Annotated in this window: 26 protein-coding genes; 12 read left to right on the forward strand and 14 right to left on the reverse strand. The window is 51.8% G+C overall.

Annotation, left to right across the window (positions count from 1 at the left end; all coding sequences use genetic code 11):
- Positions 1-3 precede the first annotated feature (3 nt).
- Complete coding sequence (locus AB4K05_RS12925) at positions 4-933, forward strand: divergent polysaccharide deacetylase family protein (RefSeq protein ID WP_368480371.1); 930 nt, start codon at positions 4-6, stop codon at positions 931-933.
- Here AB4K05_RS12925 and AB4K05_RS12930 read toward each other — a convergent pair.
- From AB4K05_RS12930 to kbl, 3 genes are all read right to left on the reverse strand, one after another.
- The gene (locus AB4K05_RS12930; protein WP_368480372.1) at positions 930-1,967 is read right to left on the reverse strand and encodes a glycosyltransferase; all 1,038 of its coding nucleotides are present in this window, start codon (positions 1,965-1,967) and stop codon (positions 930-932) included. The genes AB4K05_RS12925 and AB4K05_RS12930 overlap by 4 nt on opposite strands.
- A 167-nt stretch (positions 1,968-2,134) precedes the next feature.
- Positions 2,135-3,160, reverse strand: a complete 1,026-nt coding sequence (gene tdh, locus AB4K05_RS12935; protein WP_368480373.1) for an L-threonine 3-dehydrogenase — start codon at positions 3,158-3,160, stop codon at positions 2,135-2,137.
- 9 nt (positions 3,161-3,169) lie between these two features.
- On the reverse strand, positions 3,170-4,366 hold the full coding sequence (gene kbl / locus AB4K05_RS12940) for a glycine C-acetyltransferase (protein ID WP_368480374.1): 1,197 nt from the start codon (positions 4,364-4,366) through the stop codon (positions 3,170-3,172).
- Between the two features lie 216 nt (positions 4,367-4,582).
- Between kbl and rfaD the strand changes: the two genes are divergently transcribed.
- The 4 genes from rfaD to rfaL are packed head-to-tail and all read left to right on the forward strand — an operon-like array spanning position 4,583 to position 8,783.
- A complete protein-coding gene (gene rfaD / locus AB4K05_RS12945) occupies positions 4,583-5,515 on the forward strand; it encodes an ADP-glyceromanno-heptose 6-epimerase (protein WP_368480375.1) in 933 nt (310 codons plus the stop codon).
- A 9-nt stretch (positions 5,516-5,524) separates the two neighbouring features.
- Positions 5,525-6,571: an ADP-heptose--LPS heptosyltransferase RfaF gene (gene rfaF / locus AB4K05_RS12950; protein WP_368480376.1), complete on the forward strand. Its 1,047-nt coding sequence runs from the start codon at positions 5,525-5,527 to the stop codon at positions 6,569-6,571.
- Between the two features lie 3 nt (positions 6,572-6,574).
- Positions 6,575-7,540 (forward strand): lipopolysaccharide heptosyltransferase RfaC, encoded by a 966-nt coding sequence (gene rfaC, locus AB4K05_RS12955; protein ID WP_368480377.1) that lies wholly within the window; start codon positions 6,575-6,577, stop codon positions 7,538-7,540.
- 22 nt (positions 7,541-7,562) lie between these two features.
- On the forward strand, positions 7,563-8,783 hold the full coding sequence (gene rfaL, locus AB4K05_RS12960) for an O-antigen ligase RfaL (RefSeq protein WP_368480378.1): 1,221 nt from the start codon (positions 7,563-7,565) through the stop codon (positions 8,781-8,783).
- A gap of 49 nt (positions 8,784-8,832) precedes the next feature.
- Here rfaL and waaZ read toward each other — a convergent pair whose 3' ends face one another.
- From waaZ to rfaQ, 5 genes are all read right to left on the reverse strand, one after another.
- Positions 8,833-9,615, reverse strand: a complete 783-nt coding sequence (waaZ, locus tag AB4K05_RS12965; protein ID WP_368480379.1) for a 3-deoxy-D-manno-oct-2-ulosonate III transferase WaaZ — start codon at positions 9,613-9,615, stop codon at positions 8,833-8,835.
- A gap of 86 nt (positions 9,616-9,701) precedes the next feature.
- Positions 9,702-10,718: a lipopolysaccharide 3-alpha-galactosyltransferase gene (gene waaO, locus AB4K05_RS12970; protein ID WP_368480380.1), complete on the reverse strand. Its 1,017-nt coding sequence runs from the start codon at positions 10,716-10,718 to the stop codon at positions 9,702-9,704.
- Positions 10,719-10,734: 16 nt separating this feature from the next.
- Positions 10,735-11,532 (reverse strand): lipopolysaccharide core heptose(I) kinase RfaP, encoded by a 798-nt coding sequence (gene rfaP / locus AB4K05_RS12975; protein ID WP_368480381.1) that lies wholly within the window; start codon positions 11,530-11,532, stop codon positions 10,735-10,737.
- Positions 11,525-12,649, reverse strand: a complete 1,125-nt coding sequence (locus AB4K05_RS12980; RefSeq protein WP_368480382.1) for a glycosyltransferase family 4 protein — start codon at positions 12,647-12,649, stop codon at positions 11,525-11,527. Before AB4K05_RS12980 ends, rfaP begins: the two co-directional genes overlap by 8 nt.
- Positions 12,646-13,716, reverse strand: coding sequence for a lipopolysaccharide core heptosyltransferase RfaQ (gene rfaQ / locus AB4K05_RS12985; RefSeq protein WP_368480383.1), 1,071 nt, complete (start codon positions 13,714-13,716; stop codon positions 12,646-12,648). The genes AB4K05_RS12980 and rfaQ overlap by 4 nt, the downstream gene beginning before the upstream one ends.
- A 404-nt stretch (positions 13,717-14,120) precedes the next feature.
- Here rfaQ and waaA point away from each other — a divergent pair, with 404 nt between their 5' ends.
- Both waaA and coaD read left to right on the forward strand, forming a co-directional pair.
- Complete coding sequence (gene waaA / locus AB4K05_RS12990) at positions 14,121-15,398, forward strand: lipid IV(A) 3-deoxy-D-manno-octulosonic acid transferase (RefSeq protein WP_368480384.1); 1,278 nt, start codon at positions 14,121-14,123, stop codon at positions 15,396-15,398.
- An 8-nt stretch (positions 15,399-15,406) separates the two neighbouring features.
- Positions 15,407-15,886: a pantetheine-phosphate adenylyltransferase gene (gene coaD / locus AB4K05_RS12995; RefSeq protein WP_368480385.1), complete on the forward strand. Its 480-nt coding sequence runs from the start codon at positions 15,407-15,409 to the stop codon at positions 15,884-15,886.
- 52 nt (positions 15,887-15,938) lie between these two features.
- Here the strand turns inward: coaD and mutM are convergent, their stop codons facing one another.
- The 4 genes from mutM to radC all read right to left on the reverse strand — a co-directional run bounded on the left by mutM (position 15,939) and on the right by radC (position 18,202).
- Entirely contained in the window at positions 15,939-16,748 is an 810-nt protein-coding gene (gene mutM / locus AB4K05_RS13000) for a bifunctional DNA-formamidopyrimidine glycosylase/DNA-(apurinic or apyrimidinic site) lyase (RefSeq protein WP_368480386.1), read from the reverse strand.
- Between the two features lie 98 nt (positions 16,749-16,846).
- Complete coding sequence (gene rpmG / locus AB4K05_RS13005; protein ID WP_003024094.1) at positions 16,847-17,014, reverse strand: 50S ribosomal protein L33; 168 nt, start codon at positions 17,012-17,014, stop codon at positions 16,847-16,849.
- A 20-nt stretch (positions 17,015-17,034) separates the two neighbouring features.
- Positions 17,035-17,271: a 50S ribosomal protein L28 gene (rpmB, locus tag AB4K05_RS13010; protein WP_002436699.1), complete on the reverse strand. Its 237-nt coding sequence runs from the start codon at positions 17,269-17,271 to the stop codon at positions 17,035-17,037.
- A gap of 265 nt (positions 17,272-17,536) precedes the next feature.
- Positions 17,537-18,202, reverse strand: coding sequence for a DNA repair protein RadC (gene radC, locus AB4K05_RS13015; RefSeq protein ID WP_368480565.1), 666 nt, complete (start codon positions 18,200-18,202; stop codon positions 17,537-17,539).
- A gap of 165 nt (positions 18,203-18,367) precedes the next feature.
- On the opposite strand from radC, the gene coaBC reads away from it, so the two are divergent.
- The 3 genes from coaBC (at position 18,368) to slmA (ending at position 20,772) form a co-directional block, all read left to right on the forward strand.
- Positions 18,368-19,588, forward strand: coding sequence for a bifunctional phosphopantothenoylcysteine decarboxylase/phosphopantothenate--cysteine ligase CoaBC (gene coaBC / locus AB4K05_RS13020; RefSeq protein WP_368480566.1), 1,221 nt, complete (start codon positions 18,368-18,370; stop codon positions 19,586-19,588).
- A complete protein-coding gene (gene dut, locus AB4K05_RS13025) occupies positions 19,566-20,024 on the forward strand; it encodes a dUTP diphosphatase (protein WP_234501741.1) in 459 nt (152 codons plus the stop codon). Before coaBC ends, dut begins: the two co-directional genes overlap by 23 nt.
- 151 nt (positions 20,025-20,175) lie before the next feature.
- On the forward strand, positions 20,176-20,772 hold the full coding sequence (gene slmA / locus AB4K05_RS13030) for a nucleoid occlusion factor SlmA (RefSeq protein WP_368480387.1): 597 nt from the start codon (positions 20,176-20,178) through the stop codon (positions 20,770-20,772).
- A gap of 36 nt (positions 20,773-20,808) precedes the next feature.
- On the opposite strand, the gene pyrE is transcribed toward slmA, so the two are convergent.
- Positions 20,809-21,450, reverse strand: coding sequence for an orotate phosphoribosyltransferase (gene pyrE / locus AB4K05_RS13035; RefSeq protein ID WP_185667491.1), 642 nt, complete (start codon positions 21,448-21,450; stop codon positions 20,809-20,811).
- 63 nt (positions 21,451-21,513) lie between these two features.
- Positions 21,514-22,230 carry a ribonuclease PH gene (gene rph / locus AB4K05_RS13040; RefSeq protein WP_061281027.1) on the reverse strand — a complete coding sequence of 239 codons (717 nt, stop codon included), beginning with the start codon at positions 22,228-22,230 and terminating at the stop codon, positions 21,514-21,516.
- A 172-nt stretch (positions 22,231-22,402) separates the two neighbouring features.
- On the opposite strand from rph, the gene AB4K05_RS13045 reads away from it, so the two are divergent.
- Both AB4K05_RS13045 and AB4K05_RS13050 read left to right on the forward strand, forming a co-directional pair.
- Positions 22,403-23,266, forward strand: coding sequence for a YicC/YloC family endoribonuclease (locus AB4K05_RS13045; protein ID WP_368480388.1), 864 nt, complete (start codon positions 22,403-22,405; stop codon positions 23,264-23,266).
- A 286-nt stretch (positions 23,267-23,552) separates the two neighbouring features.
- Positions 23,553-25,286 (forward strand): phosphoethanolamine transferase CptA, encoded by a 1,734-nt coding sequence (locus tag AB4K05_RS13050; protein ID WP_368480389.1) that lies wholly within the window; start codon positions 23,553-23,555, stop codon positions 25,284-25,286.
- Positions 25,287-25,378: the final 92 nt, after the last annotated feature.

A 25,378-nucleotide genomic window follows, 5' to 3' on the forward strand; every position in this document is an offset into this window, starting at 1 on the left:
GTTTTGCTTCAATTTCGCCAGTTCGTTCTTCTGAGTTCACTGGCATTAGCTGCACCAAGCTATGCCGGTAAGCTCGCCATCGTTATCGATGATTTTGGTTATCGTCCGCAGCAGGAAAATCAGGTGTTGGCGATGCCGTCTGCCATTTCCGTCGCTGTCTTACCTAATGCACCCCACGCCCGCGAAATGGCGACCAAAGCCCACAACAGCGGACACGAAGTGCTTATCCACCTGCCAATGGCACCGCTCAGCAAGCAGCCGCTGGAAAAAGACACGCTCCGCCCGGATATGAGCAGCGACGAAATCGAGCGCATTATTCGCGAAGCCGTGGATAAAGTGCCGTATGCCGTAGGTCTCAACAATCATATGGGCAGCGCCATGACGTCCAGCCTGTTCGGTATGCAGAAAGTGATGCAGGCGCTCAGCCGCTACAATCTGTATTTCCTCGACAGCATGACTATCGGCAACAGCCAAGCGATGCGCGCGGCGAACGGTACCGGAGTGAAAGTCATAAAACGCCGGGTGTTCCTTGATGATTCGCAGAATGAAGCGGCAATCCGGGTGCAGTTTAACCGGGCGATTGATTTAGCGCGCCGCAACGGCTCGGCCATCGCCATCGGTCACCCGCATCCGACGACCGTGCGCGTGCTTCAACAAATGGTCTATAACCTGCCGTCAGATATCACGTTGGTACGTCCAAGTAGCCTGCTCAACGAACCACAGATAGACACCTCGACGCCGAATCGTGCGGCCCCGCAAACCCAGCCAGACGCGCCGCGTAATCCGTTCCGGGGCGTTAAGATCTGTAAGCCGAAGAAACCGCTGGAGCCCGTTTACGCCAGCCGCTTCTTCAACGTGTTAAGCGAGAGCATCACCCACAGTACGCTGATGCAGTATATGCAGCTGCAGTGGCAGGGGTGGCAGAACAGTTAGTCTTTCAGACCCAATGTGAGGTGGGCCAGACGACGCGGGGTGAGTGATTTATCACGCATCTTGTTTAGACGAATGGCCCACAGCACCACCTGATATGCCAACTTCACGCTACAGATGTTGCTCACCATCCGTTTAAACATGCCGGATACATCTACCTCGGCAACCATCCGTTCACGGATCTTCGGGTCCGGCTCTTTACGAATGCAGTGGCACACGCGCATCGCTTCGTAAATAACCTGCTGTTTAAACTCTGGATAAATCGGAATACGCCCCGCGTAGTCGCGGTTCATCTTGTCGAGAAGACGGGTGATTTTGATGTAATGGCGCTGGTAGGCGAGGTTTTTTAGCCCCGTACGCGGCAGGCGGCTGACGGAGGCACCATGCAGGAAATATTTGTACAACGGCACTTCGGTATAGCGCGCGCGTTTCGCGTTAAACATAAACTCGGTGGACCAGATGATATCCTGGTGATGCAAGCCGGGAATGAAACTGAGCCCCGCATCGCGGATCACCTGATGGCGATAGACGCCCATCCAAACCACGTGGCGCCAACGGCGGCTCGCCAGCCCCTTGCGTAGCCATTCTGGCCCGGTCATGACCTCAGTTGAGCGAATGCGATCGGGGGGAATGGAGGCCCAGGTTTTACCCGTTTCCGCGATACACCAATCCGCATTGCACTGCGCCACGTCCAGATTGTCCGTAAGCGCCATGTTCATCAGCGTTTCGTACATCTCTGGGTAAGCAATGTCATCGCCGTCAACGTAGGCAATGTACTCCCCTTTCGCTATCTCCATCCCGGTGTTTCGCGCGGCGGATACCCCAGCATTACGCTGGTGCAGCAGATGGACATGCGGATAGCGGTCCACATACGACTGAGCGAGATCCGCCGAATTATCTGTCGAACCATCGTTGACGATGATGATCTCGATATTCTTCCAGGTTTGCGCAATCAGCGAGTCCATACAGGCGATAAACGGCTCGCCCGTATTGTAAAGCGGCATAATGACGCTCAGGAGACCGGGGGTGTAGGTCATATAAAATCCTGCCAAACAGTATGATTAACGGCAATATTTAACATATTGGAGGGTAAAAGGTCAGCGAAAGTTGTTGCTGCCTTTTACGCGAGGGGAAAAAAATCCCCGGACATTTAACGCTATTAAACATCCGGGGACAACATACAGTTATCAGCGTGCCTAGGGGATTAATCCCAGCTCAGCACCACTTTGCCAGACTGACCAGAACGCATCGCGTCGAAGCCTTTCTGGAAGTCATCAATGCTGAAACGATGGGTAATAATTGGCGAAAGATCTAGGCCAGACTGAATCAGCGCCGCCATCTTATACCAAGTTTCAAACATCTCACGACCGTAGATACCTTTAATAAACAGACCTTTAAAGATAACTTTAGTCCAATCAATGGACATGTCAGATGGTGGAATACCCAGCATCGCGATACGCCCACCGTGGTTCATGGTATCCAGCATGGTGCGGAACGCCGGCGGAGCACCGGACATTTCCAGACCGACATCGAAGCCTTCCGTCATGCCCAGCTCAGCCATCACGTCGTTGAGGTTCTCTTTTGACACGTTTACCGCCCGGGTGACGCCCATCTTGCGCGCCAGTTCCAAACGGTATTCGTTCACGTCGGTAATCACCACGTTGCGTGCGCCAACGTGTTTAGCGACAGCCGCTGCCATCACGCCAATTGGGCCAGCCCCTGACACCAGCACATCTTCGCCAACCAGGTCGAAAGAGAGCGCGGTGTGCACGGCGTTGCCGAACGGGTCAAAGATAGCAGCCAGTTCGTCGGAGATATTGTCTGGGATTTTGAAAGCGTTAAAGGCAGGTATCACCAGATATTCGGCGAAACAACCCTCGCGGTTTACGCCGACACCGGTCGTATTACGGCACAGGTGGGTACGGCCGCCACGGCAGTTACGGCAATGCCCACAGGTGATATGGCCTTCGCCTGAAACGCGATCGCCAATCTTAAAGCCGCGCACTTCCTGACCAATCCCTACGATTTCACCCACATACTCATGCCCAACAACCATCGGCACTGGAATGGTCTTTTGCGACCATTCGTCCCAGTTGTAGATATGCACATCGGTGCCACAAATCGCGGTTTTACGAATTTTAATCAGCAGGTCGTTATGGCCGAGTTCCGGTTCCGGAACATCAGTCATCCAGATGCCTTCTTCCGCTTTCAGTTTAGATAACGCTTTCATCTCACACCCTTAGGCAATGACGCCCAGTTGTTTACCGATGCGGGTAAAGGCTGCCACCGCACGTTCAATTTGTTCAGTCGTATGCGCCGCTGACATCTGGGTGCGAATACGTGCCTGACCTTTTGGCACCACCGGGAAGAAGAACCCGGTGACGTAAATCCCCTCTTTTTGCAATTCGCGAGCAAAGTTCTGCGCGATAACCGCGTCGCCCAGCATCACTGGGATAATCGCGTGGTCGGCACCGGCTAACGTAAAGCCTGCCGCGCTCATTTTTTCACGGAACAGGCGCGCATTGGCCCATAGTTGATCACGCAGCTCGCTGCCGTTCTCAACCATTTCCAGTACTTTGATAGATGCGGACACAATCGCCGGCGCCAGGGAGTTGGAGAACAGGTATGGACGGGAGCGCTGACGCAGCCACTCAACCACCTCTTTACGCGCGGCGGTGTAGCCACCGGATGCGCCGCCCAGCGCTTTACCCAACGTCCCGGTGATGATGTCCACACGGCCCATCACGTCGCAGTATTCGTGGGAACCACGGCCGTTCTCGCCAACAAAGCCGACGGCGTGGGAGTCATCAACCATCACCAGCGCATCGTATTTGTCCGCAAGGTCGCACACACCTTTCAGGTTGGCGATGACGCCATCCATTGAGAATACGCCGTCGGTGGCAATCAGCACATGACGCGCGCCGGCTGCACGCGCCTCTTTCAGGCGCTCTTCCAGCTCAACCATGTCGTTGTTGGCATAGCGGAAACGCTTCGCTTTACACAGACGCACGCCGTCGATGATTGACGCGTGGTTCAGGGCGTCGGAGATGATGGCGTCTTCCGCACCCAACAGGGTTTCAAACAGGCCGCCGTTGGCGTCGAAGCAAGATGAGTAAAGGATGGCATCTTCCATACCGAGGAAACTTGCCAACTTTTTCTCCAGCGCCTTGTGGTTGTCCTGGGTTCCACAGATAAAGCGTACGGAGGCCATGCCGAAACCATGGCTGTCCATGCCCGCTTTCGCCGCGTTGATAAGCTCTGGGTGGTTCGCCAGACCAAGGTAGTTATTGGCGCAGAAATTGATAACGTGGCTGCCGTCACCGACGGTGATATCCGCCTGCTGGGCGGAGGTGATAATACGTTCTTCTTTGAACAAACCTTCCGCACGTGCGGTTTCAAGGTCGTTGGTTAACTGTTTGTAGAAATCACCACGCATTGCAACTCTCCAGATTCGGTAAAATTTGGCACATATTACCCAAAGCTATACGTTCATACGAGATGATGCATGTCTGAATGAATTATTTGCAGCATAAATCACGCAGCTTGCGGTCGCGTCATGGCGAAAAGCTGAAGGCTTAGCAATGTGATGATATGATAATAGGCATTCGTGTCTTGGATACTCTGGGGCACCCACAATTCAAAGGTTACAGCTATGATCATCGTTACCGGCGGCGCTGGCTTTATCGGCAGCAACATCGTGAAAGCGCTCAATGACAAAGGCATCACTGACATTCTGGTGGTGGATAACCTGAAAGATGGTACCAAGTTCGTCAACCTGGTCGATCTGGACATCACCGACTACATGGATAAAGAAGATTTTCTGATCCAGATTATGGCCGGTGAAGAGTTTGGCGACATCGAAGCGGTGTTCCACGAAGGCGCCTGCTCCTCCACTACAGAGTGGGATGGTAAGTACGTGATGGATAACAACTATCAGTACTCCAAAGAGCTGCTGCACTACTGCTTGGAGCGTGAAATTCCGTTCCTGTATGCCTCTTCCGCAGCCACCTACGGCGGCCGCACCAGCGACTTTATCGAGTCTCGCGAGTTCGAAAAACCGCTGAACGTTTACGGCTACTCCAAATTCCTGTTCGACGAGTACGTGCGCCGCATCATGCCGGAAGTCGACTCTCCTATCGTCGGTTTCCGCTACTTCAACGTTTATGGCCCGCGTGAAGGCCACAAAGGCAGCATGGCGAGCGTGGCTTTCCACCTCAACACCCAGTTGAACAATGGTGAAAGTCCAAAACTGTTCGAAGGTAGCGACGGCTTCAAGCGTGATTTCGTCTACGTCGGCGACGTGGCAGCAGTCAACCTGTGGTTCTGGGAAAACGGTGTATCCGGTATCTTCAACCTGGGTACCGGCCGTGCAGAATCCTTCCAAGCGGTAGCAGACGCAACCCTGGCGTATCACCAGAAGGGCAGCATCGAATACATTCCGTTCCCGGATAAGCTGAAAGGTCGCTACCAGGCGTTCACTCAGGCGGATCTGACGAACCTGCGTGCCGCCGGCTACGATAAGCCGTTCAAGACCGTCGCCGAAGGCGTAACGGAATATATGGCCTGGTTGAACCGCGACGCGTAAGAAGTCAGCATGAAAATACTGGTGGTCGGCCCGTCATGGGTGGGCGACATGATGATGTCGCAAAGTCTCTATCGCACGCTCAAGGCGCGCTTTCCCCAGGCGATAATCGATGTGATGGCACCCGCGTGGTGCCGTCCGTTGTTATCACGTATGCCGGAAGTCAACGATGCCATCGCCATGCCGCTTGGGCACGGCGCGCTGGAAATTGGCGAACGGCGCAAACTCGGTCATAGCCTGCGCGAGCGCCGCTATGACCGCGCCTACGTTCTGCCTAACTCCTTTAAATCAGCCCTGGTCCCCTTCTTTGCAGGCATTCCGCTGCGTACCGGCTGGCGCGGTGAAATGCGCTATGGCTTGCTTAACGACGCGCGCGTGCTGGACAAAGAAGCTTGGCCGCTGATGGTTGAGCGCTATGTGGCGCTGGCCTACGATAAGGGCGTGATGCGCTGCGCCAAGGATTTACCGCAACCGCTGCTATGGCCTCAGCTACAGGTCAGCGAAGGTGAGAAATCGCTCACCTGTAACGCTTTCTCACTTTCCAGCGATCGTCCGATAATTGGCTTTTGCCCCGGGGCAGAGTTTGGCCCAGCCAAACGCTGGCCGCATTATCACTATGCTACGCTGGCAAAACAGCTCATCGACGAAGGCAACCAGGTGGTTCTTTTTGGCTCTGCGAAAGATAACGAGGCGGGCAATGAGATCATCGCTTCACTCAGCGAAGAGCAAAAAGCTTGGTGCCGCAATCTGGCTGGAGAAACACAGCTGGAGCAGGCGGTTATTCTGCTTGCCGCCTGTAAAGCCGTTGTCACCAACGACTCGGGCCTGATGCACGTCGCTGCCGCGCTAAACCGTCCGCTAGTCGCGCTATACGGTCCGAGCAGCCCAGATTTTACCCCACCGCTATCGAATAAAGCGCGCGTTATTCGCCTGATTACCGGCTACCACAAAGTGCGCAAAGGCGATTCCGCCCAGGGCTATCACCAAAGCCTTATCGACATCACCCCGGCCCGCGTGCTGGAGGAGCTTAATGCTCTGCTGTCGAGCGAGGAAGTCTGACGCATGCGGGTTCTGATTGTTAAAACCTCTTCAATGGGCGATGTCCTGCATACGCTGCCGGCCTTAACCGACGCGATGCAGGCCATCCCCGGCATCCGTTTTGACTGGGCAGTGGAAGAAGGCTTCGCGCAAATCCCCTCTTGGCATGAAGCCGTAGACCGCGTGCTACCCGTCGCGATTCGCCGCTGGCGTAAAGCGTGGTTTTCAGCACCGATTAAAACCGAACGAAAAGCCTTTCGGGATGCAGTTCAGTCAGTGAACTACGACGCTATCATCGATGCTCAGGGGCTGGTCAAAAGCGCTGCGTTGGTCACCCGTTTAGCACATGGGACAAAGCACGGCATGGATTGGCAGACCGCCCGCGAGCCGCTGGCAAGCCTGTTCTACAACCGTCGTCACCACATTGCTAAACAGCAACATGCCGTTGAACGCACCCGTGAGCTATTTGCGAAAAGCCTTGGCTATGCCAAACCAGAGTCGCAGGGTGATTACGCGATCGCCCAGCATTTCCTGAGCGCGAGTGCGGCAGATATCACGCCTTATTGTGTGTTCCTCCACGCCACTACCCGCGATGATAAACACTGGCCAGAGAGCCACTGGCGCGAGCTGATTGGCCTATTGAAAGAGAGCGGCCTGCTCATCAAATTGCCGTGGGGCGCGCCTCATGAGGAAGCCAGAGCGCAGCGCTTGGCTGAAGGGTTTGATTATGTAGAAGTGCTGCCGCGATTGAGTCTTGAAAAAGTCGCACACGTTTTGGCAGAAGCGAAGTTTGTTGTTTCGGTGGATACCGGGTTAAGCCATTTAACCGCGGCGTTGGATCGCCCGAATATTACGCTGTATGGACCGACCGACCCAGGATTGATTGGCGGGTATGGGAAGAATCAGGTGGCGTGCTGTTCAGAATCAAAAGATTTAGACGATCTCCATGCGCCCAATGTTATTCGTGAGTTGCGCAAGATTATATCCTGACAGATTTTACTAAGGTATGTTGATGACTTTGTCCAATTCATTGAAGCAAAAGGGACTTTGCTGGCAATCCATTTGGAACCGTGGATTAGTGTCGCTGTTTATTATCATGTTCTTCTTCGATAATATTACACGTTACAAACATATTGTTGGCGGGTTAATGTTAATTACCGCCCTCTATTATGTGGTGAAGAAAAAAAGTGCGCTGTTACAGATTTTCAAAAATAATCTCACCTACTCACTCTTTGCTTTTGTCGTGGTCTGTTTTTACGCAGTCCTGATCTCATTAGACCCGTCTTATAGTTTCAAGAAATTCGCGAATACGATTCTTGAAAAGCTATTGCTCGCCATCCTGATCATTCCCATCTTGCTGCACAATGAGAGCAAAGAAGATATCGCCAAGACGTTAATCTACTCGCTTATCGCCGGGATTTTACCGCTGGCCATCGTAGACGGCTGGCAATACTACCGTGAGTACCAGCAGGGCATCATGCCGTTTTCTGGGTTCACGCATAAGTATAAATCCGATATTTTGATCTTTATGACACCGGCATTCCTGCTGCTATGGAATAACAAATCGGCAAAAATGCGCATTCTGTTTTTTGTCATTGCTGGCGTCATGGGGCTGATGATTATCGGCACATTACAGCGCGGAACTTGGCTATCAATACTGGCCGCCGCGCTGATTTGGAGCATCTGTAAACGTGAGTGGAAATTACCGTTGCTCGCGGTTGTTGCGCTAGCTGCCGTCCTCACGCTTGGCTATCTGAAAGATCAAAATAGTCTTCATATGCTGTTCCATAAAATGCAGCAAACCTCCAGTTCCGGCCGCTACGGCGGGGGCACTCAAGGTGCAGCCGTTGACCTGATTATGGAAAACCCGATAAAGGGCTATGGCTTTGGTGAAGACATTTATCACCGCGTCTACAACAACAGGGTTCAGGATTATCCGCAATGGGTGTTTAAACAGTCCATTGGCCCGCACAATATCACGCTTGATATGTGGTATTCCGCAGGTCTGTTAGGGCTCATTGGGCTTTGGTATTTGCTTATTTCGGTTATTGCCGAGGTGGTCAAAGGGTATAGAGCGAATGAGGGTATTGCCAAAGATGCCTGGCTTCTGATTGGGCTGATTATGGCGGGGAACCTATTTGTTCGTGGTGCATTTGAAACGGTCAGCATCGAAAATCTAACAATGCTAATCGGTATTGCGCTGGCGCTTAAATCCAAGTCACTGCAAAACTAAAATAAAAAAGGCTGCGATATGCAGCCTTTTTTCATTCAAATGCGGAATACTACACCTCTTGCGGCGTAATAAACGGTATCACGTCGTAGCCAATGGCCGTCGTATCAGAGAGGTTATAGACATTAATATCCGCAACATTCTTGCGCATGAATTGATAGAACGGCAAGATTTTACCTAAGTCACGGCTCAGTTCCGACGGCTGTTGATTGTGCTTCTCGTCGTAAAAACGCGCACAGGTATCGACTAGGTCCAATCCGGAATGGACGATTTTCTGATAGCCCAAACTGTAAGCAACCTGCAGTGCCGCAAACGCCACGGTATGGCATGAGCAGTAGCCATGAGTAATATCCAGGCTAAACCCCGCTAGGCGTTTCTTTTTCGAGACCGGCACATCTATCAATAACTTGTCATCCAGCTTTGCCGCAATGGTGAATTTAATCTTCTTAAAGAATCCACCCTTTTCGCGCTGATACAAAGAACGAATAACAAAACCGTGATCGTCAATATAGCGTTTATCTTCTACCGAAGCCCTGTCATACACTTCGCCGTTAACGATGGTGTATTTACTCTGCTTCATAAATTCACGGAAGTCATCGTTTCGCTGCAGTGAAAAACGCGAGTCGGTCAGCACATAAACGAATGGCTGAATATTGTTATCCAGCAGGTAGCGAGCGGAGCCGTTGACGGCAATGACATCTGATGTTGCCAGCAGGCTCAGCGGCGTTTTCAGCGATGATGGCCCTGAGAGGAAAATGATGCAGTTTTCAGAGGTCTTGTGACGTTTGATTTCGTTAACGTCTTCAGTTGTGATGCTGTGCAACTTGCCGCTCATAAGACTGCCACCAAAATAGTATCGTTACCCAAAATACGGTTGGAAATGGATATCATGAAGACAAAATAGTCATTAAATTCAAATAACTACTTAACCGCCCTCAAATAGAAATAGTAAATATAGTTCATCATGCCAGCCAGTGGCTTGTTATTCTTAAAGTTATGTTTGGCGCAGTAACGAGCGTAGTTCGCATTACCAGGTTTTAGTAGCGGTAAATCCTTCCACGGTGATTCGGCTTTTGCCTTCAAAAAAGGTTCGGCACTCGGGTAGGTCGCCCAGTTATGCCACGGCTTCGTTGGCCCGACATAATGAATCAGCACCGTGCCGGCGTGAATAGGATTAATAAACGTCTCTTTCAACTCATAGTTGAGGCTGAACTGGGTATTGTATTTGCCGTCAATCAACGTCACGTTGCCCGAGAGGATAATGTTCAGGATATCCTGATCCATAAAGCTCAACTTGCGCGTCACGTTCTTGTCAGACAGCAGCGACATCGCCTTACCCGAGACATGTTCACTGGCCCACGCCGGAATATTCAATAGCAGCACGCCGGAGTTGAAGTAACCGTTGGCAATAGCCGGGCAATCGAGGCTTTGACTACGCGACAGCCACCATTTCTCATCGCGCTCAGGCACCACGCCCGCGACGGTATCTGCCAGCTCCAGCATCATCAATTCACGAATGTCGCCTTGGCAGACAATATCCGCATCCAGATAAAGTAGCCGAGTTTGCTGACCAATAAAGTAATCACCAATGATAAAGCGGAAGTACATTGCCACCGACCAATTCTTGGTGGTCGGGAAGGCGGCTAGCCGTTCGCAGTTGACGATATGAATCTGAATGCAGGTATCGTTATCCTCGGCCAGTCGCGCAAAATGCTGTTTTTCTTCATCAGAAATCACATCAATAAAGACATGAAAGACAAAATCCATACTGCGGTTATGCAGCAGAATTGAAGCAATAGAAACCCCGCAGCCGAAGAGAAAGTTTTTATCAATACCATAGGCAATATGGAACGGTGTATCCGCGGATTGCGGTTGGCCCCCATTAAAAATGAGGGTCTCTTTAATCATCTCATCGGCATTCAAATACGGATAGGTCATGTCCTGCTCCCAGCAATTACAACGACTTTCTGATCGTTCTTTCTTTTATTTTGTTAGCTTTGTCGGCAGTTTTTGCCAGCAGCGGCTGCTCTTCGCGGAGCACTTCGCGAAGCGGCTTGGCAAAATAAACCTGCATAAAACGCAGGATATCCCGCGACGTCAGCCCGATATTCAGCGATGAAAAATAAAGACCAATGAGGTCTTTATCGCGCCAGCGGCGAGGAACATGATCGCGGATTTGTGCACGGTGCAGGTCAATCACCGAAATTTTAAGCTCGTCCTGCTGGCCGTTAAACGGCAGATGCAGCAGGAAATGGCAGATGTAGCAGTCGCGATGGTTAATCCCGCTCAGGTGCATTTTACGCACCATCGTGGCGACTCGCTCAATGATCATGCGCTTAACCGCTGGAGCCGGTGGCTGGTTCACCCAATCAGCGCAGTAGTCTTCAAGGCTGATGGTTGGCGTGAGGTCTTCAGTAATGATGAAGGAGGTTTTGGTTAGCGGATTCAGCCCTTTTTCGCCAAAGCCGACGCCGTGCATGGTATCCACGCCCACATCGTGCAGGCGGTGAATCGCGTTCCACTCCCGGTCAGCGCCCAGCACTGGCATACGCAGTGAAATCAGGTTTTTCACGATCTCTTTAAGAGAAGTGCCGCGGTGCCATTTCAGGAAATAGCTTCCGCCCGCCAGCTCAAAGCGCAGCGTGCGACGGGTTTCCAGTTCGCGAAAAACCTCACCTTGCAGGTGTTTCACTTCCTCAAAGGCATCTTTACCGCGCCACAGCGTGGCCAGCGGTTCGTTCAGCTCAACCATCCAAATCACCTATAATGATATCTGCCGCTTTGTCCGCCAGACTGTATAAATCTTGTGTATCCGCATAATTTCGCGCATTTTCCGCCCAGGCCGAACGAAGCGCCGGCTGGGTGAGCGCTTTAAGCAGAATCTCGTTAAGCGCATCTTGCCGGAAAGGTTCATCTATCACCGCGCCGCAGTTTGCATCGGCAATATAATGCGCATAGCCGCACACGCTGGTCGTTAATACCGGTAGACCGGCCGTTACCGCCTCGAGCAGGACAATCCCCGCGGCTTCCTGATAAGCCGGATGCATCAGGAGGTCGGCCGCCGCCATCAGTTCGGCCACATCATTACGGCCAGAGAAGAAATGGACGTTACGATGAATGCCTAGCGTCTCTGCCAGCGCGGCGAATTTCCTTGGCTTATCCTGCCCGACAATAAACAGTTGGGTATTTTGTCGTAGGCTTTCAGGTAACGACGCCATAGCGTTTAGGGTACGGTCCACGCCTTTACGCGTAAAGTCAGACCCCACCTGTAAGAGCACATTCTGCGATTCTGTCAGGCCATTCTTTCGACGGTAAACCTGGCGGGCATCCGGAATTTGCTGGCTGTATTTCCTGTCCGGATAGATCCCCGGAGGTAGGATAAGAAAACGCTCAGGTTCCGTCTGATAATGTTTCTGGAAATCGGCAATTTGCTTATCCGTCAGCATCAATAGCTTGGTGGCTTTACCGTGCTCAAAGGTCGCGCGCTCAAAAGCGGCGTAATGCCGGTAGCGCGAGGTCAGGCGATAAAAGAAACCTTTTTCCTGCGCCACTTTCTCGGCATAGCAAACGTCGGCGGCATAATAGATATCCAGCCCCGGCATTTTATTAAAGCCCACGACCCTCGCCACCGGGTGCTCACGAAGATGATTTTGCACCCACGCATAATATTGTGCATTACGCCCGTGATTAGTCCGGGATTTTACCGGGACCAGAATAAGCTCAAAGGCTTCCGGGTGTTCACCCTCCCAGAATTGGGTATAAACGCGCACCTGATGACCACGAGCTGCCACGGTTTGCGCAATGCGCATAAAATCACGCTGCAAACCACCGAAGGGAAAGTACTTATACAGACAGAATGCTACGATCATAATTCTTCGCCTCTGGCGGGTTCCGCATGATTGGCGGGCAAGATCTTATCAATCGCAGTAATTACGTCCTCGGCGGGGATCGCTGAGAGATACATTTCGTTGCGATCGCGCTGCTCACGAGGTGGCATTGGCCGATAATCACCGGCCCAGAACTGAATCATATTGTCCGACCACGGACGCCAGAAAATATGGTCCGTTGCACCAAACAACGCTATAAGCGGCGTTTTGACCGCTGCCGCAATATGCCCAGGTGCCGAATCAACGCCGATAAACAGCGCCGCATGATCGATAAGCGCCCCAAGCTCTGGGAAGGTCACTTTGCCCGCCAGCGCGGTCACCGGAGGCTGCTTACAGCCGTTGGCGATAGCATTAATACACGCCAAATCCTCAGCACCGGGACCGGAAGTCAGCACCACTTCAATCGCTCGATCATGCAACGCATCGATAACCTGAGAAAATTTCTGATTCTCCCAGCATTTAAATATCTGCCGTGCCGTCGGCTGGATCACCACGTAGCGCTCACCGACACCGGCTTTGTCCAGCTCCTGACGTACTCGTTGCCAGCAGCTGGCGTTGTAGCTCATCGTCGTTTCACTGACATAGGAATCAAGGCCCAGCGGCGCCAGCACCGAGAGGTTACTTTCCACCACATTATTGCCTTGCGACGGGGCTAGGTGCGTAAAGCTGTTGCGCCAGAAATTGGACTGTCGATGCTGGTAGTCTTGAGAAATAGACATGGGTACGTTCAGTAGCCGTACCAATACAGCCACCATCCATTGATCGGCCATGTTGACCACGAGGTCATATTGATTAGAACGCAATACCCTGATCAGACTAATAAAGTTAGCTATTTTTTCTGTCGTTTTGGCTTTCTTATTTTTCAGGCCATACAGGGCATTGATATCAGGATTTTCGGATAAAATAGGTATCGTGTCCTGGTAGAGCAGGACATCAACCTTCGCGTCAGGATAATGGCGTTTAAGCGTACTAATCACGGGAGTGGTCAGCAGCATATCCCCGTGAAAACGCATTTTAATGACTAAGATTTTTCTAAATGGCTTTTCCACAAGCGACTCTTTGGTTGAGATTTTCCGATAATAATGAGGAAAAAGCACGCTACCGCCCCAGGCTTTCAGCTACCTGATTACTGATATTGCACTTATTTTTGACGCGATAGTGTACCACTTCTTTTGCCGCAATCCGAACAGGAAGCGCCCCGCACACATAAATCATTTTAATCTTACAAATCATGCAAATAGATAAGTTACAGCGTTCATTAACGCCGACGTACTCGCATCTCATTCTTGGTAGGTTAAATCACAACTGACAGCATAAAAAAGGGGGATAAGCAGCGATATCCACGGCAAGCTGCCGCTCTGTGGATAATTTAGACCAAAAACAGCAAAAGTAATGGTAAAGCCTCAGGTAAATACATAGAATCCTCAGCACATTCATAACCCAGCTATTTATTATGCTTGAATTGCTTTACACCGCCCTTCTCTACCTTATTCAGCCTCTCATCTGGATACGGCTTTGGGTGCGCGGACGTAAGGCTCCAGCCTATCGCAAACGCTGGGGTGAACGTTACGGATTCTATCGCCAGCCGCTTAAACCGGGTGGGATTATGCTGCATTCTGTTTCCGTTGGTGAAACGCTGGCCGCGATCCCGTTGGTTCGCGCGTTGCGCCACCGTTACCCCGATTTACCGATTACTGTGACCACGATGACACCGACAGGTTCAGAGCGCGTCCAGTCAGCCTTTGGTAAAGACGTTCAGCACGTCTATTTACCCTATGATTTGCCCGATGCCCTCAATCGCTTCCTCGATAAGGTTGACCCTAAACTGGTGTTAATCATGGAAACTGAGCTATGGCCAAATTTGATTGCCGCTCTGCATCGTCGTCATATTCCATTAGTCATCGCTAACGCCCGTCTCTCCGAGCGCTCTGCCGCTGGCTACGCGAAGCTCGGCTCATTCGTGCGCACGCTGCTCCAGCGTATTACGCTTATCGCGGCGCAAAATGAAGAAGACGGTAAGCGCTTTGTGGCGCTAGGGGCGAAAAACAGCCAAGTGACCATCACCGGCAGTTTAAAATTTGATATCTCCGTGACGCCGCAGCTAGCAGCCAAGGCTATCACGCTACGTCGCCAATGGGCGCCGCATCGTCCAGTATGGATTGCCACCAGTACCCATGACGGCGAAGAGAGCATTATTATTGCGGCCCACCACGCGCTGCTGAAGCAATATCCCGATTTACTTTTGATCTTGGTCCCTCGCCACCCGGAACGTTTCCCGGATGCCGTCAATCTGACCCGGCAAGCAGGCTTAACCTTCACCACGCGTTCGTCAGGTGAAGTGCCTTCCGCCGCCACGCAGGTTGTCATCGGCGACACCATGGGCGAGCTGATGCTGCTGTACGGTATTGCCGACTTAGCATTTGTTGGCGGTTCGCTGGTTGAGCGTGGAGGCCATAACCCACTTGAGGCCGCAGCCCACGCCATCCCGGTATTAATGGGGCCGCATACCTTCAACTTTAAAGATATCTGCGCGCGTCTGGAACAGGCGAGTGGCCTGATTACGGTAACCGACGCCGCAAGCCTCGAAAAAGAGGTATCCTCTCTATTAGCCGATGCGGATTATCGTAGTTTCTACGGTCGTCACGCCGTTGAGGTTCTGTACCAGAATCAGGGTGCGTTGCAGCGCTTATTGCAACTCTTGGAGCCGTACCTGCCACCGAAAACGCATTGAGGATTATTATGCAAAAACGGGCGATTTATCCGGGCACCTTCGATCCTCTGACTAACGGTCATCTTGATATCGTGACGCGTGCGTCCTGCATGTTCGACCATGTCATCCTCGCCATTGCAGCCAGCCCAAGTAAAAAACCCATGTTTGACCTGAGCGAGCGCGTGGCATTAGCCCAGCAGGCAACGGCGCATCTTGATAATGTCGAGGTCATGGGGTTTAGCGATCTGATGGCCAATTTTGCGCGTACTCAGCAGGCCAATATTCTGATTCGTGGCCTACGCGCCGTCGCGGATTTCGAATATGAAATGCAGTTGGCGCATATGAACCGCCACCTGATGCCAGAATTGGAAAGCGTCTTTCTGATGCCGTCGAAGGATTGGTCGTTTATTTCATCGTCGCTGGTGAAAGAAGTCGCGCGCCACGGTGGCGAAGTCGCCCACTTCCTACCGTTGAATGTATACCAGGCGCTGCTGGAAAAGCTGCAGTAAGCGCAAAACTCCCAGCGCGACGGTACCCGGCGGCGCTGGGGGAAATAGCGGTCTATTTCTGACACGCCTTACAGTAAAACGTCGCCCGCTGAGCATGTTTACTTGCAATAATCGGCGTCCCACAGGCTCGACAAGGTTCCCCTTTCCGCCCGTAGACCTGCAGTTCTTGAGCAAAATATCCCGGTTTCCCATCGCTTTGCAGAAAATCTTTTAGCGTCGTTCCGCCCTGCTCAATCGACCGTTTCAGCACTGCTTTGATGGCCTCTACCAAGCATTCACATTCAACTTTCGATAACGATGATGCCACCCTGTCTGGATGGATCCGCGCGGCAAACAGCGATTCACTGGCATAAATATTACCCACCCCCACCACCAGCTTGTTATCCATCAGCCAAGGCTTTATCGCGGTCTTTTTCTTCGCACACTTGGACAGCATATACTCGGCGTTAAATTCCTCGCTGAGCGGTTCAGGGCCGAGATGAGCAAGCACGCTGTGTCCTTCGAGCGCGGGTGTCCATAGCCAAGCGCCAAAGCGTCGTGGGTCGGTGTAACGCAGCACTTTGCCGTTACTCATCAGCAAATCGACGTGGTCGTGTTTTTCGGCAGGTAACTCTTCCGCCAAGATACGCAGGCTGCCGGACATGCCTAGGTGAATGATTATCCAGCCGTCAGGAAGCTCGAGCAGCAGGTATTTAGCGCGTCGTTGGACGCTCAGGACGGGTTTGTCGCTTAGACGGTAGATTTCATCAGAGATGGGCCAGCGTAGGCGACCGTTGCGGATGACGGCATGCTGGATGGTCGCGCCGACTAGGTGAGGTTCAATCCCTCGGCGGCTGGTTTCAACTTCAGGTAATTCAGGCATAGCGTCTCCGACTGTAATACGGCTCTCTCTATTATGGGGACGCGTAGAAAACAAAAAACCCCGCCGAGGCGAGGTTTTTTGCTACATCGAAACTGAAATTATTTAATTTTAGCTTCTTTGTACAGTACGTGCTGACGGACAACTGGATCGAACTTTTTCAGTTCCAGTTTTTCCGGCTTAGTACGCTTGTTCTTCGTGGTGGTATAGAAGTGACCAGTACCAGCAGAAGAAACCAGCTTGATTTTCTCACGAATACCTTTAGCCATGATTTATTTCCTCTAAGTACTTAGTACTTTTCGCCACGGGCACGCAGTTCGGACAGAACTGTATCGATGCCTTTCTTATCAATTACACGCATACCTTTAGCAGATACACGCAGGGTGACAAAACGCTTCTCGCTCTCAACCCAGAAACGGTGAGAGTGCAGGTTCGGCAGGAAACGGCGTTTAGTCGCGTTCAGTGCGTGGGAACGGTTGTTACCGGTCACCGGACGCTTGCCAGTAACTTGGCAGACTCGGGACATGTTTATTCTCCAAAAATCAAATTAGCTCGAGCTTCGTATGGGGTATCGGCGCCTCGTCAGGCTTTACAGCCCGGTCATCGCAGTTCTACACCTCATCATCGATGCACCTTGATGCAACCAAATGAATCAGTGTCTAAGTGAACTCTCGATTGCCAGGCCCAAATGCCAAACCCGAGATTCTCAAAGGTGGCGTAGTATACGCTGCCACGACGTTATGCTCAAGTCCCGAACAGACAAAGATCCCGGTGGATCGCGTAGAAATCAGCTAAATCCAACCTCGTTCGGCAAAAGAAACATACTCACCACGGCCTATGACCAGATGATCGAGTACGCGTACATCCATGAATTGGCAACACTTTACCACTCTTTCGGTAATAAGTCTGTCAGATTTACTCGGCTCCGCATTACCGGATGGATGATTATGTGCCAAGATCACCGCCGCAGCGTTGACTTTGATGGCTTCTCGTACAATTTCGCGCGGATGCACCTCAACGTGGCTGAGCGTGCCGGAAAAAAGTCGGCTGTGTTTGAGCACTTTGTGTTGATTATCGAGGAAGATGACTAAAAAGACTTCTCGTTCTTCATCGGCCAGCTGGCTTTGCAAAAACTCGCGCGTCATTTCCGGGCTTAGTAGCGGGTTCTCCACCAGTACCCGTAGGCTAAAATAGCGTCGCGCCAGCTCGGCAACCCCCTTCAGCTGTGCGTACTTGGCAAGCCCGATGCCATCGACCTGCATCATCTCCTCCTCGCATGCTGACAACAGGCCGTATAGCGAACCAAAATGACACAACAGTTCACGAGAGTAACGCATCACATCTTTTTCCCGCGTCCCTGTGCGTAAAAACAGCGCCAGCAGCTCGGTATCCGACAGTGATTCAATACCGAAGCGCTGCATCTTTTCTCGCGGCATCATCACATCTAGACTCTCCATCATCGCCTCCTTTCCCTTAACGCCTCCATGCTGTCACAGCCTTCATCACGCCGCACGATAGCAATATCGCTCTTGCGTAGCGCCTCGCAAAGTGGCGCGCACGACCTCGCGAGGATTGTGATAAAATGCGCGGATTCTGATGTACCCAAACAGGAAAGAATCATGATGAGCCTGGCCGGAAAGAAAATTGTCCTTGGCGTCAGCGGCGGCATCGCCGCTTACAAAACGCCGGAGCTGGTGCGTCGACTGCGTGAACGCGGTGCAGACGTGCGGGTTGCCATGACCGAAGCTGCAAAAGCCTTCATCACCCCGCTGAGCCTGCAAGCTGTCTCCGGTTATCCGGTCTCCGATAGTCTGCTCGACACCGCTGCCGAAGCGGCAATGGGTCATATTGAGCTAGGGAAATGGGCCGATCTCGTGATTCTGGCCCCCGCCACGGCCGATTTGATTGCCCGCATCACTGCCGGGATGGCTAATGATTTGGTGTCGACTATCTGCCTAGCCACGCCTTCTCCTGTTGCTGTAGTCCCCGCAATGAACCAGCAGATGTACCGGGCAGCGGCCACCCAGCATAATCTTGACGTCCTAGCTTCCCGTGGTCTTCTCCTTTGGGGCCCAGACAGCGGCAGCCAGGCCTGCGGCGACGTTGGTCCTGGGCGTATGCTCGACCCTCTGACGATTGTCGATATGGCAGCCGCGCATTTTTCGCCCGTCAAAGATTTGCAACATCTGAGCATCATGATTACCGCAGGTCCCACCCGTGAACCGCTGGACCCGGTGCGCTACATCACCAACCACAGCTCCGGCAAAATGGGCTTTGCCATCGCCGAAGCTGCCGCCCGCCGCGGGGCGAATGTGACGCTAATTAGCGGCCCGGTATCGCTCCCTACTCCCGCCTTTGTGCAGCGTGTTGACGTGACCACAGCTGAAGAGATGAACGCGGCGGTTCTGGCAAACGCACAGCAACAACAGATTTTCATCGGCTGTGCTGCCGTTGCAGACTATCGCGCAGCGGTTATTGCTGAAGAAAAAATAAAAAAACAGGACACCCAGGGTGATGAATTCACAATAAAAATGGTGAAAAACCCTGACATTGTGGCAGGCGTTGCGGCGCTGAAAAAACATCGACCTTATGTCGTAGGATTTGCCGCCGAAACGAATAATGTGGAAGAATACGCGCAGCAAAAGCGTAGCCGCAAAAATCTTGATCTGATCTGCGCCAATGATGTATCGCAGTCAAATCAAGGTTTTAATAGCGATAACAATGCATTACACCTTTTCTGGCAGGACGGCGAGAAGCGCTTACCTCTCGCCAGCAAGTCACTCCTGGGCCAACTATTATTGGACGAGATCGTTACCCGTTATGATGAAAAAAATCGACGTTAAGATTCTGGACTCGCGCATTGGTCAGCAGTTCCCGCTGCCAACCTATGCCACCGCTGGCTCTGCAGGCCTGGACCTGCGCGCCTGTCTTGATGAAGCCATAGTACTGGCGCCGGGTGAAACCACCTTACTGCCAACTGGGCTGGCTATTCACATCGCTGACCCTTCTTTGGCCGCCGTGATGCTGCCGCGTTCTGGTTTGGGCCACAAACACGGTATTGTACTCGGCAACTTGGTGGGGCTTATCGACTCCGATTATCAGGGTCAACTGATGGTATCCATCTGGAACCGCGGGCAAACCACGTTCACCATTGAACCCGGTGAGCGCGTCGCACAGATGATATTTGTCCCTGTCGTCCAAGCCGAATTTAATCTGGTCGAGTCATTTGAAGCCACCGATCGTGGCGAAGGTGGCTTCGGTCACTCCGGGCGTCAGTAACCCGCCCTAAGGTGCGTTACGCCAACGTGGCGCGCCGGTTTTTTACGCATCTCACGGGTCATAAATGCAAAAACAACGCAGCAAATGATGGCTGTGGTCACCGTGCGGATGCTCGCCTGACAAATGTGTATTTTCAGGGGTATTTTAGAACATGGCAGAAAAGCAAACTGCGAAAAGGAATCGTCGCGAGGAAATACTTCAATCCCTGGCGTTGATGCTTGAATCCAGCGATGGTAGCCAACGTATCACTACGGCAAAACTGGCAGCCTCCGTCGGCGTTTCCGAAGCAGCACTGTACCGGCATTTCCCTAGCAAAACCCGTATGTTCGATAGCCTTATTGAGTTTATCGAAGATAGCCTGATTACCCGTATCAATCTGATTCTGAAAGATGAGAAAGATACCACCACGCGCCTGCGTCTGATCGTATTGCTGATCCTAGGCTTTGGTGAACGTAATCCAGGACTGACCCGTATTCTGACCGGCCATGCGCTAATGTTCGAACAGGATCGTCTGCAGGGGCGTATTAACCAGCTTTTCGAGCGTATTGAAGCTCAGCTTCGCCAAGTACTGCGCGAGCGAAAAATGCGTGAAGGGGAAGGTTACGAAACGGATGAAACAATACTGGCAAGCCAACTGTTGGCTTTCTGCGAAGGTATGCTGTCGCGCTTTGTTCGCAGCGAATTCAAATACAGCCCCACGGACGACTTTGATGCCCGCTGGCCGCTGATTACCGCCCAGTTACGCTAATCTGCAAAATAGCCCGGTTCTCACCGGGCTATTTTTTTATACGCCGTACGCTTCGCGATAGGCACGAACAGACGCCAAATGCTCCGCCATCTCCGGTTTCTCTTCCAGATACGCGATCAGATCTTTGAGCGTAATGATCGAGATAACCTCACAGCCGTAATCGCGTTCAACTTCCTGAATAGCAGAAATTTCACCACGACCACGCTCTTGACGATCTAAAGAGATCAGCACGCCGGCAAGTTTTGCGCCATTGGCCTGGATAATCTCCATTGACTCGCGAATCGCTGTACCTGCGGTGATCACATCATCGACCAGCATCACGCGCCCGGTCAGCGCACTGCCCACTAGGTTGCCGCCTTCACCGTGGTCTTTGGCCTCTTTGCGGTTAAAGCAGTACGGATAATCACGGTCATGATGTTCTGCCAACGCCACCGCGGTGGTTGTGGCGATAGGAATGCCTTTGTAGGCAGGGCCAAACAGCAGATCGAACTCAATACCTGAATCCACCAGCGCTTCGGCATAAAAACGGCCTAACAGTGCCAGATCGCGCCCGGTATTAAACAGCCCGGCGTTGAAGAAATAGGGGCTCTTGCGCCCGGATTTCAGCGTGAACTCGCCAAACTTAAGTACCTGCTTGTTAAGCGCAAACTCAATAAACTGGCGCTGATACGGTTTCATGGATTCGCTCCTCATCTCACTTTATTACGGACAAAAAAAAGGGCGACAACGTCGCCCTAAAAATCAATTTTCTAACGCCGCCTTCTGCGTCGTGACAATAGATTCGATTCCCCCTCTGGCCAATGCCAGCAGGGTTAGTAATTCTTCGTGGGTGAACGGCTCGCCTTCCGCCGTTCCCTGAACCTCGATGATGCGCCCGTCTTCGGTCATCACCACGTTCATATCGGTTTCTGCCGCGGAATCTTCCACGTATTCCAGATCGCACAGCGCTTCACCGTTAACGATACCCACGGAAACCGCTGCAACCATCCCTTTCATTGGGTTGGTTTTCAGTTTGCCCGCAGCAACCAGCTTGCCCAACGCATCAGCCAGAGCTACACAAGCACCGGTAATAGACGCAGTACGAGTGCCGCCGTCAGCTTGGATAACATCACAGTCCAGCGTAATGGTAAATTCACCCAGCGCCTTCAGGTCCACCGCGGCACGCAGCGCACGAGCGATTAAACGCTGAATTTCCATGGTGCGACCGCCCTGCTTACCCTTTGCCGCTTCGCGAGCATTACGGGTATGAGTGGCGCGCGGCAGCATGCCGTATTCAGCGGTGATCCAGCCCTGGCCTTGACCTTTTAGGAAGCGCGGCACACCTTCATCAATGGAAGCGGTGCACAGCACCTTGGTGTCACCAAATTCGACCAGCACGGAGCCTTCAGCGTGTTTTGTGTAATTACGGGTCAGGGTGACGGGACGCACCTGGTTGGCACTACGACCTGTTGGACGCATGATAAAATCTCCGGCTTGTAACGAATGTGGCTGCGCATTATACACAAAATCATTCACGCTGTATCAAGGCGGACGAAGGAGAGTTATCCGCATTAACGGCGCTTATTCCTATCCTGATAAGCCCTCGGAGGCTATAATCTCCCCCATCTCTCCTTTAAAAACAGGAACGTCTATGATCCGCAGTATGACCGCCTATGCCCGCCGTGAAATCAAGGGTAGTTGGGGCAGCGCCGCTTGGGAACTGCGCTCGGTTAACCAGCGTTATCTCGAAACTTATTTTCGTCTGCCGGAACAGTTCCGTAGTCTCGAACCCGTTGTCCGCGAACGCCTGCGTACCCGTCTGACCCGCGGAAAAGTAGAATGTACTTTGCGCTTTGAGCCAGATGCCAGCGCGCAAGGGGAGCTTATTCTTAACGAAAACTTGGCGAAACAGCTGGTTAACGCAGCGAATTGGGTCAAGATGCAGAGCGACGAAGGTGAAATCAACCCGGTCGATATTCTGCGCTGGCCTGGTGTGATGGCGGCGAAAGAACAGGATTTAGATGCCATCTCCGCCGACATTCTGGCCGCGCTGGACGGCACGTTGGATGACTTTATCGTAGCCCGCGAAACCGAAGGCCAGGCGCTGAAAACACTGATTGAACAGCGCCTAGAAGGCGTCAGTGGCGAAGTCACGAAAGTCCGCGCCCATATGCCTGAAATTCTGCAATGGCAGCGCGAACGTCTGGTTGCCAAGCTGGAAGACGCAGAAGTTCAGTTGGAAAACAATCGCCTAGAACAAGAACTGGTACTGATGGCACAGCGTATTGATGTTGCCGAAGAGCTGGATCGTTTAGAAGCGCACGTAAAAGAAACCTATAACATTCTGAAGAAGAAAGAGGCAGTAGGTCGCCGTCTGGACTTTATGATGCAAGAATTCAACCGTGAGTCGAATACGCTGGCATCAAAATCCATTAACGCCGACGTCACAAAATCGGCTATCGAACTGAAAGTTTTAATCGAGCAAATGCGCGAGCAGATTCAGAATATCGAATAATTTCAGATTGTTATATCGCTAAATGAATGCCTGCTTTATTGCGGGCATTTTTTATTCTAGTAGTTTCTTTTTTCTCCAAGAAATAGCATCATTAGCCACCCTTTTCAAAAGGGACGATTATGGAAAAGATGCGTTTTATCAGAGTGTTATTTCACACATAAATTAAATGGAAATGGTTGCCGCCTTAGGTAACTATTTTATTAATTCCTTCTGATGTGCCCATCTAATTATATCTTAAGCATTGGTGGCTAGACTGGCCGCCTTCACATTAAATAAAGTTAAACGTATGCAATTCACGACTACTCAGAGTACGCCAGCATTTAGCTGGAAGGCCCTTGGCTGGGCCGTATTGTATTTTTGTTTCTTTTCCACTGCATTACAGCTTGTTATCTACGCTACCGGTTACAGCGGTTCTAACGGATTAAGGGACTCCATTCTCTTTAGTCTGTTATGGCTGGCACCTATCTTCCTGTTTCCAAAGCAAACCCGCATTATCGGGGCCATTATTGGCGTTGTGCTTTGGGGCGCATCGCTTGCAGCAATTAGTTACTACGTTATTTACGGTCAGGAGTTCTCGCAAAGCGTTTTATTCGTGATGTTTGAAACCAACACCAATGAAGCGGGCGAGTTCTTTAGCCAATATTTCAGCATGAAGATCGTGCTGGTCGCGCTGGTTTACACCGCGATTGCCATTCTTTTATGGACGCGCCTACGCCCGGTTTATATTCCAAAACCATGGCGCTGGCTGGTCTCTTTTGCCCTAGTGTACGGACTGATCCTGAACCCATTGGTGTCAGGGGTCGTGATGAAAAATAAACCGGTTGGTGACGTGCTTGATGGCATTTCAACGCGCCTTGCACCTGCAGCTCCATGGCAGTTCATCACCGGTTATTATCAATACCATCACCAGTTGGATAGCCTGACCCGGTTGCTCAATGACAACCACGCGCTGCCGCCGCTGGCCAATTTAAAAGACAGTAGCGGTGACACACCACGTACGCTGGTTCTGGTGATTGGCGAATCAACACAGCGCGGGCATATGAGCCTTTACGGTTATCCGCGTGAAACCACGCCGGAACTGGATGCGCTGCGTAAGTCAGACCCCAACTTCACCGTCTTCAACGACGTCGTGACATCTCGTCCGTATACCATCGAGATTTTGCAACAGGCGCTGACCTTCGCAAATGAAAAGAATCCCGATCTCTATCTGACCAAACCTTCGCTGATGAATCTGATGAAACAGGCGGGTTATAAAACCTTCTGGATCACCAACCAGCAGACGATGACGTCGCGCAACACAATGCTGACGGTTTTCTCAAAGCAGACCGATCAGCAGTTCTACATGAACCAGCAACGTACCCAGAGCGCCCGTGAATACGATTCAAACGTTCTGGCACCGTTCAAACAGGTTCTGGCAGACCCGGCACCGAAGAAGTTTATTATCGTTCACCTGCTGGGTACGCACATTAAATACGAGTATCGCTACCCGGAAACTTGGAACAAATTCTCCGGCAAAACCGACACCATGCCGGCGGGCCTGAGCCAAGAAGAGCAGGATACTTACAACACCTATGATAACGCCAACCTGTACAACGACTTCGTTGTCTCAAGCCTTATCAAGGATTACAAGGCCACCGATCCAAACGGCTTCCTGCTGTACTTCTCCGATCACGGAGAAGAGGTGTATGACACCCCACCGCATAAAACGCAGGGCCGTAACGAGACCGAGCCAACCCGCCATATGTACACCATCCCGTTCCTGCTGTGGACATCGGAGAAATGGCATGAGGCCCACCCGCGTGATTTCTCACAGGATGTGAATCGTAAATACAGCAGCTCCGAGCTTATCCATACTTGGTCCGACCTAGCAGGATTGAGCTATGACAATTTCGACCCAACCCGCGCGCTCACCAGCCCGCAGTTTGTGGAGTCCACACGATGGATTGGCAATCCGTACAATAAAAATGCGCTAACGGATTACGATAAGCTGCCTTACGGCGAGCAGACGGGTAATCAGTAGCCCCTTCAGGCCGCTTCGTTTGAAGCGGCTTTTTTTGGACTATCGTATGCCAAACCCACCAATAATTAATTATATTTTCTAATCATGAAAAG

It is taken from the genome of Kluyvera sp. STS39-E, assembly GCF_040932435.1.
Lineage (GTDB): Bacteria > Pseudomonadota > Gammaproteobacteria > Enterobacterales > Enterobacteriaceae > Kluyvera.